Source organism: Mesorhizobium sp. M0496 (assembly GCF_040321205.1).
GTDB lineage: Bacteria > Pseudomonadota > Alphaproteobacteria > Rhizobiales > Rhizobiaceae > Mesorhizobium.
The window spans coordinates 281,400-294,656 of sequence record NZ_JAMYRC010000001.1 but is presented as its reverse complement, the minus strand read 5'-3'; the positions used below and the strand labels follow the sequence as shown (position 1 = coordinate 294,656).

14 protein-coding genes are annotated in these 13,257 nt (G+C 62.6%); 9 read left to right on the top strand and 5 right to left on the bottom strand.

The features are described 5' to 3' along the window. From NKI73_RS01415 to NKI73_RS01390, 6 genes are all read left to right on the top strand, one after another. Window positions 1-912 (top strand): ribokinase, encoded by a 912-nt coding sequence (locus NKI73_RS01415; protein ID WP_352626790.1) that lies wholly within the window; start codon window positions 1-3, stop codon window positions 910-912. After that, window positions 909-1,751, top strand: coding sequence for a BtpA/SgcQ family protein (locus NKI73_RS01410; protein WP_352626789.1), 843 nt, complete (start codon window positions 909-911; stop codon window positions 1,749-1,751). Before NKI73_RS01415 ends, NKI73_RS01410 begins: the two co-directional genes overlap by 4 nt. Then, window positions 1,748-2,992: a Zn-dependent hydrolase gene (locus tag NKI73_RS01405; RefSeq protein WP_352626787.1), complete on the top strand. Its 1,245-nt coding sequence runs from the start codon at window positions 1,748-1,750 to the stop codon at window positions 2,990-2,992. The genes NKI73_RS01410 and NKI73_RS01405 overlap by 4 nt, the downstream gene beginning before the upstream one ends. A gap of 249 nt (window positions 2,993-3,241) precedes the next feature. After that, on the top strand, window positions 3,242-5,395 hold the full coding sequence (locus NKI73_RS01400; RefSeq protein ID WP_352626786.1) for a transglycosylase domain-containing protein: 2,154 nt from the start codon (window positions 3,242-3,244) through the stop codon (window positions 5,393-5,395). Window positions 5,396-5,515: 120 nt separating this feature from the next. Continuing rightward, on the top strand, window positions 5,516-6,100 hold the full coding sequence (locus NKI73_RS01395) for a DUF1214 domain-containing protein (protein ID WP_352627305.1): 585 nt from the start codon (window positions 5,516-5,518) through the stop codon (window positions 6,098-6,100). After that, entirely contained in the window at window positions 6,093-6,662 is a 570-nt protein-coding gene (locus NKI73_RS01390; RefSeq protein WP_352626784.1) for a DUF1254 domain-containing protein, read from the top strand. The genes NKI73_RS01395 and NKI73_RS01390 overlap by 8 nt, the downstream gene beginning before the upstream one ends. Before the next feature lie 36 nt (window positions 6,663-6,698). Here the strand turns inward: NKI73_RS01390 and NKI73_RS01385 are convergent, their stop codons facing one another. Continuing rightward, complete coding sequence (locus NKI73_RS01385) at window positions 6,699-6,887, bottom strand: hypothetical protein (RefSeq protein ID WP_352626783.1); 189 nt, start codon at window positions 6,885-6,887, stop codon at window positions 6,699-6,701. Between the two features lie 209 nt (window positions 6,888-7,096). Here NKI73_RS01385 and NKI73_RS01380 point away from each other — a divergent pair, with 209 nt between their 5' ends. Beyond that, window positions 7,097-8,134 (top strand): hypothetical protein, encoded by a 1,038-nt coding sequence (locus NKI73_RS01380; protein WP_352626781.1) that lies wholly within the window; start codon window positions 7,097-7,099, stop codon window positions 8,132-8,134. On the opposite strand, the gene NKI73_RS01375 is transcribed toward NKI73_RS01380, so the two are convergent. The 3 genes from NKI73_RS01375 to NKI73_RS01365 all read right to left on the bottom strand — a co-directional run bounded on the left by NKI73_RS01375 (window position 8,112) and on the right by NKI73_RS01365 (window position 11,098). Next, window positions 8,112-8,459, bottom strand: a complete 348-nt coding sequence (locus NKI73_RS01375) for a DUF1491 family protein (protein WP_352626780.1) — start codon at window positions 8,457-8,459, stop codon at window positions 8,112-8,114. The two genes, NKI73_RS01380 and NKI73_RS01375, sit on opposite strands and share 23 nt — an antisense overlap. 121 nt (window positions 8,460-8,580) lie before the next feature. Then, complete coding sequence (locus NKI73_RS01370) at window positions 8,581-9,375, bottom strand: peptidoglycan-binding domain-containing protein (protein ID WP_352626779.1); 795 nt, start codon at window positions 9,373-9,375, stop codon at window positions 8,581-8,583. Further along, window positions 9,350-11,098, bottom strand: coding sequence for a PAS domain-containing sensor histidine kinase (locus NKI73_RS01365; RefSeq protein WP_352626777.1), 1,749 nt, complete (start codon window positions 11,096-11,098; stop codon window positions 9,350-9,352). The genes NKI73_RS01370 and NKI73_RS01365 overlap by 26 nt, the downstream gene beginning before the upstream one ends. Window positions 11,099-11,631: 533 nt before the next feature. Here NKI73_RS01365 and NKI73_RS01360 point away from each other — a divergent pair. Next, window positions 11,632-11,985 carry a DUF5330 domain-containing protein gene (locus NKI73_RS01360; RefSeq protein WP_352626775.1) on the top strand — a complete coding sequence of 118 codons (354 nt, stop codon included), beginning with the start codon at window positions 11,632-11,634 and terminating at the stop codon, window positions 11,983-11,985. A gap of 100 nt (window positions 11,986-12,085) precedes the next feature. Next, complete coding sequence (locus NKI73_RS01355; RefSeq protein ID WP_352626773.1) at window positions 12,086-12,514, top strand: SufE family protein; 429 nt, start codon at window positions 12,086-12,088, stop codon at window positions 12,512-12,514. Between the two features lie 91 nt (window positions 12,515-12,605). Here NKI73_RS01355 and NKI73_RS01350 read toward each other — a convergent pair whose 3' ends face one another. Continuing rightward, window positions 12,606-13,031 (bottom strand): Ros/MucR family transcriptional regulator, encoded by a 426-nt coding sequence (locus NKI73_RS01350; protein WP_013532660.1) that lies wholly within the window; start codon window positions 13,029-13,031, stop codon window positions 12,606-12,608. Window positions 13,032-13,257: the final 226 nt, after the last annotated feature.

The window sequence follows — 13,257 nt, the reverse complement described above, 5'->3', positions numbered from 1 at the left end:
ATGCGCGTCCATGTCGTCGGCAATGTTTGCGTCGATACGACGTTTCGCCTGGACCGTTTTCCGGCGCCAGGCGAGACGCTTAACGCTTCGGAACATGCCGACGGGCTTGGCGGCAAGGGTGCGAACCAGGCGGTGGCCGCGGCGCGCACCGGAGCCGATGTCCGCTTCCGTGCGGCAATCGGCAACGATGCCGCCGGAGCCTGGATCACAGAGCAGTTGAGCCGCGATCTCGATGCCAGCTATCTGACGACGCTGCAGCTGCCCAGCGACCGGTCGGCCATCATGGTCGATGCGCGGGGCGAGAACCTCATCGTCACGGGCGCCAGTTGCGCCGCAGCCTTCGATCCCCTGGCCGACGGCGACTTTATCCGATCGATCGAACGCGGCGACATCGTCGTGGTTCAGGGTAACCTGGATCCGGATGTAACGACCGCTTGCCTAAAGGTTGCGCGGGGCGCGGGGGCAACGACGGTCTTCAATCCAAGCCCGCTTGCGGCCGGCAATACACCGGGTTTGAGCGACGTCAGCGTCGCCGTCGCCAATACCGGCGAAGCTGCGCAACTGACCGGATTGAGCAATCCCGACGCGGCAGCCCGCGAACTAATCCGCCAAGGCGCAGGAACCGCTATCGTGACGCTTGGCGCGCTCGGCTGCCTGGTCGCCGATGGCGCAGGACGGATCGACCGGTTCGTGGCGCCGAGGGTGGCTGTGGTGGACACCAGCGGCGCAGGCGATGTCTTCTGCGGTTGCCTCGCCGGCTGTCTTGCAGCCGGCATGGACCTCGCGGTGGCAGTGCGGATCGCGGTCCGTGCCGCAGCGATCTCGGTCGGACGCGCCGGCACGCTCGGCTCCTGCCCCGACAGGCAGGAGATGAAACTGCTCATGGAAACGACGGAAGCGGAAACCGCATGATAAAATCCTCCAAACCGGTCGGCCAGGTGACGAATGATGCGTTGCAGTCGATCTTCGGCAGAAGCAAGGTGGTGATCGGCGTTGTTCATCTGGCACCCCTGCCAGGTGCGCCGCGTTACAATGGCGAAGCGGTCGAGGCCATCTATCAACGTGGCCTCGACGACGCGAAAGCCTATTTGCATGGCGGTTGCGATGGCGTGATCGTCGAGAACCACGGCGACGTTCCGTTTGCCAAGCCCGATGATATCGGGCCGGAAACGTCCGCCTACATGTCCGTCGTCTCAGACCGGATCCGCAGGGAACTCGGCAGGCCGATCGGCATCAACGTGCTTGCCAATGCTTCCATTCCCGCGCTGTCGATCGCCAGTGCCTCAGGCGCCTCCTTCGTCCGCGTCAATCAGTGGGCCAACGCCTATGTCGCCAATGAGGGCCTTATCGAAGGTGAGGCGGCGCGCGCCATGCGCTTCCGCGCCAGGCTTAGGGCCAACGGCATCCGCATTTTCGCCGACGCCCATGTCAAGCATGGCGCCCACGCCATCGTCGGCGACCGGCCGGTCGAGGAACAGGTCAAGGACCTGGTGTTTTTCGATGCCGACGCGGTGATCGCCACTGGCCAGCGCACCGGCCACGCCGCTGATCTCGGTTACATCAGGATGATCAAGGACGCCACCGGACTGCCGACGCTTGTCGGCAGCGGGGTGACGACCGACAACGCCAACGATATCCTCGACATCGTCGACGGCATCATTGTCGCCAGTTCGCTCAAGCACGATGGCGTCTGGTGGAACCAGGTCGACCCTCAACGGGTGAACGGCTTTATCCGAGGCCTCAAGCGGTGACTTTGGTGCCGGAGATCGACGGCGAGCGGCTGTTGGGCCGCCTCGATGCCTTCGCCCGGATCGGCGCGACGCGGGCCGGCGGCGTAAACCGTCAGGCGTTCAGCATTGAGGATCGTAGCGCCAGGCGCCTGCTGGCGGAGTTGGCGCTCGAGCGTGGTTTCGCGGTTTTTCAGGACGCCATGGCGAACCTCTTCATCCGCCGCGAGGGGACGGATGCCACGCTGCCGCCGCTGCTGATCGGCAGCCACCTCGACAGCCAGCCCACCGGCGGGCGCTTCGATGGAGCGCTCGGCACGCTTTCCGCCTTCGAGACTCTCGAAGCCGTGGAGGACGTGAAGGCCGAAACTCGAATGTCGATCGAGGTCGTCGCCTGGGCCAATGAAGAAGGTAGCCGGTTCGCGCCCGGCGTCATGGGCTCCATGGCCTTCACCGGGGCCGATATTTCAGCGTGGCAATCCATAGTCGGCAGCGACGGTGCGTCGCTCGCAGAGGAACTCGCGGCAACCATCTCCGCCTTGCCAGAGGCAACCCTTCGCCCTCTCGGCATGCCGGTCTCCGGCTACATCGAACTCCACATCGAACAGGGACCATCGCTGGAAAAGGAGCGGTTGCCGATCGGTATCGTCACCGCCGTGCAAGGCACGCGCTGGCTGGAAGTCTCCATTGAGGGCGCTGCCGGTCACGCCGGCACAACCGGCCTTGCCTACCGCAGGGATCCCATGGTCGCGGCCGTTGCCGCAATGCACAGGCTGCAGACGACGGTCATGCCGCTCGACAGCAGCGCAAGGCTGACGGTGGGCCGGGTCACCGCCAAGCCGGGATCGATCAACGCCATACCGCAGTCGGTGGTCTTCGCCGTTGACATCAGACACCCGCGGGTAGAGCGGCTCGATGCCATCGAAGCCGAAACGCGCCAGGTCTGCGCGGCGGAGGCAGAGGCACAGCATTGCACGGCAATGATCAGGCGGTCGTTCGACATGCCAGGGGCGGCATTCTCTCCCGATATGGTCAAAATTGTCGAGGAGGCCGTCAATTCCCTGCGGTTGCCGCACAAGCAGATGATATCGGGTGCATTCCATGACGCGCTGTTCCTCGCCCGGGTGGCGCCTGCCGCGATGATTTTTGTGCCGTGCCGTGACGGGCTGAGTCACAACGAGGCAGAATATGTGGAGCCCGCCGACGCAGTTACCGGCGCGCGGGTTCTGCTCCGGGCGGCTGTCGCGGCAGCTTCGCCGCGATGATCGTTCAAGGCACTGCTCTGGCAGGCTGATTGCGCCAACCTCGGGCCGGCGAGCTCGAGGCGCCCGGTTTCGAGGCGGCGGCGGTCGCCATTCATGCCTGCCCCCTGCCCTTGCACCAACAAACCGTGCAGCTGTGTCCTCGCCGCCCTTGTAGGTGTCGGCAAAATGGATGAATAGTCGGGACGGTGCATCGCCCTGAAATTGCCGATTTGCGGTCCTCAGGTCGTGCGATCGCTAGCCGGATTCCGAATGGCCAGTCCTGAACCACGCAAGAGAAGAGGTCCGATCGCCACCCGGCTGCTGGCGCTCGACGCGTGGATCGATTCCTCGCTCTACGAGATCGGTTTCAAGGCGCGCCAATTCTGGGAATCCGCGACGATCTTCTCGCGGCGCTTCCGTGTCAGCGGCTGGCGCCGCGGCATCATCGAACTGTTGAGCGAAGGCTTTACCCTCGGTGCCGGCGGCATTGTGGTGATGCTGGCGCTGGCCATTCCGGCTTTCCAGGATACAGCCGGCGATTGGCGCGCCCAGGGCGACTTCGCCGTCACCTTCCTCGACCGCTACGGCAACGAGATCGGCCAGCGCGGCATCATCCAGCGCGATTCGGTGCCGGTCGACGAGATGCCCGATCACGTCATCAAGGCGGTTCTCGCCACCGAGGATCGCCGCTTCTTCGACCATTACGGCATCGATGTATTGGGCCTTTCACGCGCGATCTTCGAGAATGTGCGGGCGAATTCCGTCGTCCAGGGCGGCTCCAGCATCACCCAGCAGCTGGCCAAGAACCTGTTCCTCACCAATGAGCGCACATTGGAGCGCAAGATCAAGGAAGCTTTCCTGTCGCTGTGGCTCGAGGCCAATCTGTCGAAGAAGGAAATCCTGCAGCTCTATCTCGACCGCGCCTACATGGGCGGCGGCACGTTCGGCATCGAGGCGGCCGCCGATTTCTATTTCGGCAAGAGCGTCAAGGACCTGAACCTCGCCGAGGCAGCGATGCTGGCCGGTCTGTTCAAGGCGCCGACCAAATATGCGCCGCACATCAATCTGCCGGCGGCGCGTGCGCGCGCCAATGTGGTGCTGTCCAACCTGGTCGATTCCGGTTTCATGACCGAGGGCCAGGTTTTGCAGGCAAGGCTGCACCCGGCCGACGTCGTCGATCGCGGCGAACAGAAGAGCCCGGATTATTACCTCGACTGGGCGTTCGACGAGGTCAAGAAGATAGCCAAACCGGGCCAGCATTCGCTCGTTGCCCACACCACATTCGACGCCAATATCCAGAAGGCGGCGGAAGAATCGGTGGAGTTCCACCTGCGCCAGTTCGGCAAGGAGTATAACGTTACCGAAGGTGCGGTCGTCGTCATCGAGACCAACGGCGCCGTCAGAGCCATCGTCGGCGGCCGCGACTATGGCGCCAGCCAGTTCAACCGCGCCACCAAGGCGCTGCGCCAGACCGGTTCATCGTTCAAGCCCTATGTCTATGCCACGGCGATGGAGCACGGCTTCACGCCCAATTCCATCATTTCCGGCGGCCCGATCAGCTGGGGCTCCTGGTCGCCGCACAATTACAGCGGCGGATCGGCGGGCAACGTCACGCTGATCATGGCAATGGCCAAGTCGATCAACACCGTGCCGGTGCGGCTGGCCAAGGATTATCTCGGCATTCCGCCGATCAAGGCAATGGCCGAGGCGATGGGTGTGGAGTCGCCGCTCGAAGCGCACAAGACGATGGTGCTCGGCACCTCGGGCATGACGGTGATGGACCAGGCGACCGGCTACAGCGTGTTCGCCGACAACGGCTTCGTCGGCTCCCGGCACGGCATCTCCCAACTGGTGACCCGCACCGGCGAGGTGGTTTATGATTTTGCCAAGGATGCGCCGCCGCCACACCGGGTGCTGTCGGAGCAGGCACTGAAATCGATGAACACCATGCTGGCGGCGGTTCCGGTGATGGGCACGGCGCGGCGGGCCCAACTTCCCAACATCGTCGTCGCCGGCAAGACCGGCACGACGCAATCCTACCGCGACGCCTGGTTTGTCGGCTTCACCGGCAACTACACGGCGGCAGTGTGGATGGGCAACGACGACTTCACGCCGACCAAGAACATGACCGGCGGCTCGCTGCCGGCGATGGTGTGGCAGCGACTGATGGTCTACGCGCACCAGAATATCGACCTTAAACCAATCCCCGGCATCGACAAACCCTTTGTCGACGAGGAGATCGCGGCCAAGGCCGAGGAAGCGCAGAAAAAGAAGAATGAACAGGCGGCAGCCGATGCCGCGGCCGAACGGCCGGCGGTACTCTCCAGCCGGACCACGCAGACGTTGAGGGACATGACCAAACTGTTCCAGTCGCCGCTGGCCCTCGATGCGCCTCAACCGCCGGAGACGCTGTCGGCACTGTGATCCTTTCCGACTGGGTGGGTCTTTCCGACTGGCTTGGGCGGGCAAATCCATCGGCCCGCTTGCCACAAGGCCCCACGCCGCGATATCCCCGAGCGGCAACTCTTCGTGTCCCGGCCCCTCATGCTCAAGAATGCCTTCCTGACACTGCTTTCGCTTGCCATAGCCATCGTCGGCGGTGGCGGCAGCGTCTGGTATGCGCTGAAAGTCCAGGATGGTGTCGGCGCCATCCGGATCGGCCAATGGACGGCCTTTCCCGATATAGGCACGCCATCCGCCGATCCCTATTCCAAAGCCCGCGTGGCCCGCGAGGGCGTGCTTGCGCTCGGCCGCGCCGAAGGGCTGTCCTTCGTCGCCGAGCGCGACACGGGCGGCGGCGAACTCAAGCGCGAATGCACCTACACGATCGAGGGTGGTTTTCCGACAGCACGGTTCTGGACGCTCTATGCCGCCGACCAGTCGCTCGGCGTGGTCGAAACCGGCAAACCCCGGCTTGCAGCGCTGCAATCCTATGGGGTTATGCGCCAGCCTGACAATTCGGTCATCATTTCCGCCGGCCATCACCCGATGCCGGGCAACTGGCTTTTGACCGACGGTTTCGGCAGGATGTATTTCGTGCTGACCTTCTACGACACGCCGATTGCCAGCAGCACCGGCCTGTCGGACGTTTCGCTGCCGCGGATCGTAAAGGTCGACTGCGATGCGTAGTTTCCATGCGGCGATGCGCAGGCTTTTTCATGCGGTCCTGCTCGGCCTGCTCGGCGCCGGCATCGTGCACATCGTCGTGCTGTTCCTGGTGCCTGAGTTTTCCGAACGCGATGCCTGGTCGCGGCTGTCCATGGCCTCGGATCTCTACAAGATGACCCGGCTCGATGCCGAGGCCGGTGGCGCGCCCGTAGTGAAATCCGTCGATCCGCTGTTTTACGCAACGGCGTGTCGGTTCGACCTGGGCGAAGGCATGGTCCGCATCAAGGCGCCTGGACATGTCCCGTTCTGGTCGGTGTCGGTCTATGACCGCAGCGGCCACAACATCTATTCCTTCAACGACCACACCGCGACCGGCGGCGTGCTGGATGCCGTCGTGCTGACGCCGGTGCAGATGATCGACGTGCGCAAGGACCTTCCCGAGGAGCTTCAGGGAGCGATCTTTGTCGAGGCGCCGATCGAGGAAGGCATCTTCGTCATCCGCGCCTTCGTGCCCGATGACAGCTGGAAGCCGATCGTATCGCGCTTCTTCGAGCAGAGTTCCTGCGAGCTGCAGGACTTCTAGACATGATCCCGGACTAATGCCCGTGCCTGCCGAAACTCAGTGGTGCGGAACCGGCTTCGTCCCTGGCGATCCCGGCGTGTCGGGATCGACCGGCCGCACTTCGCCGGTATGAGACCGCTCGTAGCGGATGCCGGGAAAGATGATCACCGCCGCCGGCATTTCGGCGGTTTGCTTTGCTCGATTGCTTGGTGCCGTTCGCGGCACGAAAGACAGTACCATGCCCATGGTTCGCGCATTCCTCTCGGTTTCCCCGGAGCACAACGCAACGCCTCCAAATATCATTAAGGCCGGCAGAGGGTTAACGGAGCGCTAACGGATCGTCGCTAACTTGATCTTTGTCTAGAGGTCAGGGTGTCCTGACCGGGGCATTCGCGAAACCGACACAGTCCGGTCGAGCGTGGTCAAGCTTGTGTATGTTGTCGGGCGTATCCTTCGTGTCATATTCGGACTTCAGGCAAATCGCGGCACGGAAAGACTCGGGAAAGGCCGAAAGGCTGTTCCGCGCCGCGGTGTCGGCATTCTGCTCGCTCACCCGCCCTTCACGCCGTGAGATCGGCCAGCTCGAAGATCTGACGCTGCCGCTGTTCAACGATGTCTCAGTCGAATCTCGCCGTTACGTGGCAGCCGCCCTTTCCGAATGCGAATATGCCCCCGCTGCCTTGGTGCGCCGCCTCTGCGAGGAACCGGTCGACATTGCCGCTCCCTTGCTCATCCGCTCACGCGCCATCAGCAACATCGATCTCATCGCGCTGATCGGCCGGCACGGACTGCCGCATGCGCGCGCCATTGCGCGCCGCAAGGACCTGAACCCGACCATCGCCGATCTGATCAGGGCCCTCGAAAGGCCAACTCTGGTGCGAATGCGGGAGCCAGAAGCGAACGCCATCGCGGCGGACAAGATCGTGCCTGCGAGTACCGAACCTGCCGCCGACGAGCCCAACGGAGGACAGGTGGCCGGCGCTGCCGCCGAAAGCGCACGGCGCAGGCTGCGTTCCATGATGCGCACCGGCGACGAGGCATCGGCGACGAGCGCCGATCCTTTCACCGGCGCGGATACCTATGTGAAATTGCGGGAGACGGCGCTGACGGGAAATGCCGCCTTCTTCCACACCGCGCTCGCCGACGCGCTCGATATCGATTTCTCGGTCGCGCGATCGCTCACCGCCAACCAGAACTACGCATCGCTGCTTGCCGCTCTGCGCTCGCTCGACCTCAGCGAGGACAGGGCATTCCTGGTCACGGTTGCCGTTTATCCCAACCAGTTCCCGCATCCGCAGGCTATCCGCACCTTCCTCGACCGCTACCGCCTGCTGCATCGCGAGGCGGCCCAGGACAAGGTGCGGTTGTGGAAAGCGGAAACCCTTTCAAGGGCGGCTCGCGACGCAGCACCCGCAAACAGCGATATCCGCACGACATCGAACAGCGACGATGCGGCGGCCTCGTCGAGCCTCAGGGCATCTTTACGGAAATAAGCTCCTCGACGGGCACAGTGCCAGCCTCGATCTCGACCACCCAGATATCGGGATCAAATTTTTTCTCCCTTTCCAGCCTGGCATCGAGCACGGCGGCATCGTTGCCGGCCCCGAGCAGACTGAAAAACCGGTCGTCGGGCTTGGCTGAGTCGTAGCTGGTCTGCGGCGCCGGGCCGAACAAGGCAACCTCGCCCAGCCTCCCCCGCGCCAACACGAAAACAGCGCCGGCTTCGGTCGCGCCGCGCTTGGCCACGGCGGCAAATCCGCCGGCGCTGAAAACCCGGCGCAACAGGGCCGAGACCCACAGATCCGATGTGACGCGCATAGTGAGAACTCCGCTAATGCATGTCGACCAAAAGTGGCCCCGGTTTTGGGACAACGACACGCATGGAAACAAGAGGGCTCTATCGATATTTCAGCCGCTCGGCGAGCCGTCGCTTCAGCCGTCAGTTGGTCAGGCCGATCTCACGCATCTTGACGTAGACGATCTCGTCGGGCTCGCCAGTCTGCGGCAGCCCGAACAGCGACTGGAATTCCTTGATCGCAGATTTGGTGCGCGCGCCGACGACGCCGTCCAGCTGCATATCGTCATTGCCGAATGCCTTGAGCCCGGCCTGGATCTTGACGATGCGGGCATCGGGCGCCTGCGCGGTGTTCGTCTGCTCGGCATTCGCCTGCCCGTAATTCGTCTGTAAAGACACTGGAACGGCGACCGGAGTATCCGGGCGCGGCTGCGGTCTGGGTACGACGGAAGCGGTTTTCGGCGTCGCGCCCAGTTGATCCAGCAGCAGCGCGTCGATCTCGCCGGACGCGTTGAGCCCAACCTTTTGCTGATAGGCCTGGATGGCCTTGCGCGTGTTGGGTCCGGAAATGCCGTCGACCGTTCCAGAATAGAAATCGAGATCCTTCAGTATGCCTTGCACCTGCTCGACCACCGGATCGCCCTTGATCGGCGCCGGCGCGCCGGATGGCCGCACGATGTTGAATGTCGTCTCCGGTTCGTCGGCCGCCGTGTGCGGAAAGCCCTCGATGCTGCGGGTCGCGAAGAACGCGCCGGCATGCGGGAAAGGCTGATACCACAAGGCATTGGCTGAAACGTAGAACAGCGTCACCAGGAATGCCGTCGAGCCACCCACCAAGACGGGATTGCGCGAGATCATGCCGCCGACGGCGACAGCGCCATCCTGAAAGGCATTGCTGCGGCGCTTTACCGCCTTAGGCTGTTTTGCGGAGCGAGCCATTTCTGTCCCCTTTCGCCATCGCCACAGGCATGGTCAGCACGCCGGCCTTCTCCGCCTGATGTCCCTTCGGTCCGTTCACCGGCAGGCTGATGGTCACCATGGTACCCTCGCCCGGCATGCTTTCGATGGACATCGTGCCTTCGTGCAACGCTACCAGGCCCTTGACCAGCGAAAGGCCAAGACCTGTCCCTTCGAAACGGCGGGTGTAGTCGTTCTGGATCTGCATGAAGGGCTTGCCGAGCTTGGCAAAATCCTCCTCAGCTATGCCGATGCCGGTGTCCCTGACCCAGAAATGCAGACGCGAACCGATCCGCTTGGCACCGACGACGACATCGCCGCCATCCGGAGTGAACTTGATCGCATTGGAGACGAGGTTGATGAGCATCTGCTGCACGGCACGTCGATCGGCATTGATGTTGCCGGCGTCCGGCGCGATCTGCGCCTGCAGATCGATGTTCTTGGCCTGCGCCTGCAACCGCATCATCGACTGGCACATATCGACCGCTTCCGCGAACCGGAACGGCTCCGGTTCGGTCGCATAGGCACCCGATTCAATCCTGGACACGTCGAGTATCGAAGTCACGACGGCAAGCAGATGCTGGCCCGAATCCCGCACCAGACCGACATATTCCTTCTGGCGCGGATCCTTGAAGGCGCCGAACATCTCATGCAGCAGCATGTCCGAGAAGCCGATGATGGCATTCAACGGCGTGCGCAGTTCATGGCTCACCACCGCCAGGAAGCGCCCCTTCGCCACCTCGGCGGACGCGGCCGCCTCATTGGCCGCCGCCAGATCCTCGCGCAGCCGGGCAATCTCGTCATTCTCGCGCAGGACAAGCGTGAAGACGTCGCCCTGTTCCTCACCGCGCACCAGATCGAGCGAGAACGGCCGATAATTGTCTGCCGCCAAGCGATTGTCATTTTGGCCGTTGCCGTTCTGAGGCAGCCTGATGCGCAATTCGAGCCGGCGCGACAGCGCACCGTCGCGCATGTCGGCCAGGGCGCTGAGATAGGAGACGCGATCCGAGAGATGAATGCGATCGAAGAAGCCGTTTCCAGACAGCAGTTCGGCCGGCAATTTTAGAAGCGTGCGCGCCTTTGGCGAAGCGTCCAGAACTTCGCCATGGCGGGCGACGCGCAAGACCACCGCATCAATAATGTCTTCAAGTCGATCGGCAGTGTTCACGACATCGGCCGCATCGGCGGTGTCGCGAAACACCGACGCACGCGGCATCAGTGTGAGCGCCCAGGCCAACGGCACCAGCCAGTGCCACGCAGCAATCTGCACTCCTGCGAACGGGAACACCGTTCCAGCCAGAGGCTGAGCCAGGATGGCGGCAGCGGCCGATACGGCTCCCCAAAGTGCTGCACGCCGCGAGGCGCCGATCCACCAGGCTTCGAATGGCAGCGCCACGACAAGCATGGCGACAGGCGAACTCAGCCCGCCCGCGGCGGCAATGAGACTGCCGAGAGCAATGCCCGCCACTGCCAGGGCGAGCTGACTTGCAATCGCCATCTTGCCGGTCGCCGCCACCAGCAAGGCGACGAACCAGCACAGGCCAAACGCCGCGAAGATGGCGGCCATGGTGACGGCGGCGCCCATGCCTGAAGTGACCAGCGTGACCGCGGCACCAGCGGCAAAGAAAGGAGCGGCGAGCATGACCCCGATGAAGCGGCGCTGGCGCTCGCGGTCGCTCTGCCCAAGGATGGACGGATGGACCATACGTTCGCAACCGGCGGCAATCGCGCCAGGCAATTCAACGTATCTGGCCTTGATTGAACTCAACTCAACGCACCCGTAATCGTCGTGGACAGCTCTGCTTTGCAGATCGTTCTGGTTGGCTCTGAAATTCGCATCCAGCGTTTAAGGAATGGATAAGGCAGGGTCGACCAAGGCCTCGGCTTGCGGCAAATATCGGGATGCCGGCAGCCGAAAGCCCGGGCAAATGCAGCCATAGTAAACGGAGGGTTATTCGCCGACCCGTGCCCGTCGGGTGGCTGCACGCAGAGCCCGGACTCCCGGCTTTCAAAAAGCAGGAAAAGCATGGAGATAGATGGTTATCTCGCGTTAAGAGAAATCATTCGGATTTGAGGCAAATCGATTGCATAACGACTCATTTCGAATTTACCTAAAATTTGAGGAAAATTCTCACTTTGCCCGCAAGCCGTCCTTTGCGCCTGTGTGCCAACATCCTGCCTACAAAAGAGGTCATGCCATATGGATGCATGATCCGGTCACGACGAGAGGGCAAGGGTATGGTCTTCCTGATAAGAATGGCTTTCTGGTTTTCGCTGGTGCTGCTGGCGCTGCCGCTGACTGTTGGTCCCGATGAAACGGGCCGCGAAAGCGTCGGCCCGATCCAGGCCCTGTTTGCGGCACGCGAAGCGGTTGGCGACATCGCCGGCATTTGCGAACGCAAGCCCGATGTCTGCGAGACCGGCAAGTCGGCGATGCACACCATCAGCGCCCGCGCCAAGGAGACCGCCAAGATCGCGGCAGCGATGCTGGACGACAAGTCCGCCGCCGGCCCTGACACATCGACGATGACCGGCAGCGTGCCGGAGGAAGTCGTCTTGCCCGAGACAGTCACCCTTCCGGCGCAGAATTAAGCCGTTTCGACGGCGCGCCGCGGGCTGTCTGCCCTCTCGACGCCCGCGGTGTCCTTGTTTTTTCCGTGACGCGGCGGCGCCGCGTCACTATATCCGGCCCATGACAACCACGATCCAGACGATCCGCGACGATTTTTCGTTCCTTGAGGAATGGGAAGACCGCTATCGTTACGTCATCGAACTCGGCGAGGCACTGCCGCCGTTTCCGGACGAGCAGCGCAATGCCGCCAACAAGGTTCCGGGTTGCGTAAGCCAGGTCTGGCTGACCACCGAACAGCGGCCTGGAGCCGATCCGGTCGTCACCTTCACCGGCGATTCGGACGCTCATATCGTGCGTGGGCTGGTCGCGATCATGCTGGCGCTGTTTTCCGGCAGGACCGCCAGCGAGATCCAGAAGACCGACGCGGAAGCGACATTGAAAGAACTCGGCCTCGACGAGCATCTGTCGCCGCAGCGCGCCAACGGCCTTCGCTCGATGGTCAAGCGCATCAAGCGCGACGCGGAGGCGGCGCTCAAGCAGACCGCCTGATAGCCCATCAAGCTACGGCACGTTGCCGCCCGTGCAAAATCAAACGGCGCCCGAAGGCGCCGTTGAAGTCGATCAATCTGGCTAGCAGCGATTACCGCGCCTTGCGCTTGCGGCCGAGGCCCATCTTCTTGGCCAACTGGGAGCGGGCAGCGGCATAGTTGGGTGCAACCATCGGATAGGTCGGGTCGAGGTTCCACTTTTCGCGATACTGATCCGGCGTCAGGTCATAGTGGGTCATCAAATGGCGCTTCAGCGACTTGAACTTCTTACCGTCTTCAAGGCAGACGATGTAGTCGTCATGGACCGAGCGCTTCGGGTTGACCGCCGGCTTCTGCTTGTCGGCAGGCGGCTGTTCGGCGGTTCCGCCCACTCGGCCAAGCGCAGCATGGACATCGGATATCAGGTTCGGCAATTCGCCGACCGGCACGGGGTTGTTGCTGACATAGGCGGCCACCACGTCGGCGGTCAATTCGATCAGCGCATCGCTGTTTCTGGAAGGTGTTTCGACAATATCCATGGTTTTCAGGCCCCAACAAGAGTTACTTCGATCTGCGCCCTTTTTTACAACCAGGGCATTGCACGAATTTGTGCAGCTAGAGCTTCTGCGATTCGCGTCACGGGCATATCAATGAGCCTGCGCACAAAGTAAGTCAATTCACCCTTTGCGCTATATTGAACGATGCTGATCAATTATTCGCCGATCAGCTTCAATCTTTCGTGCATTGTGTAATTTATCGATATTT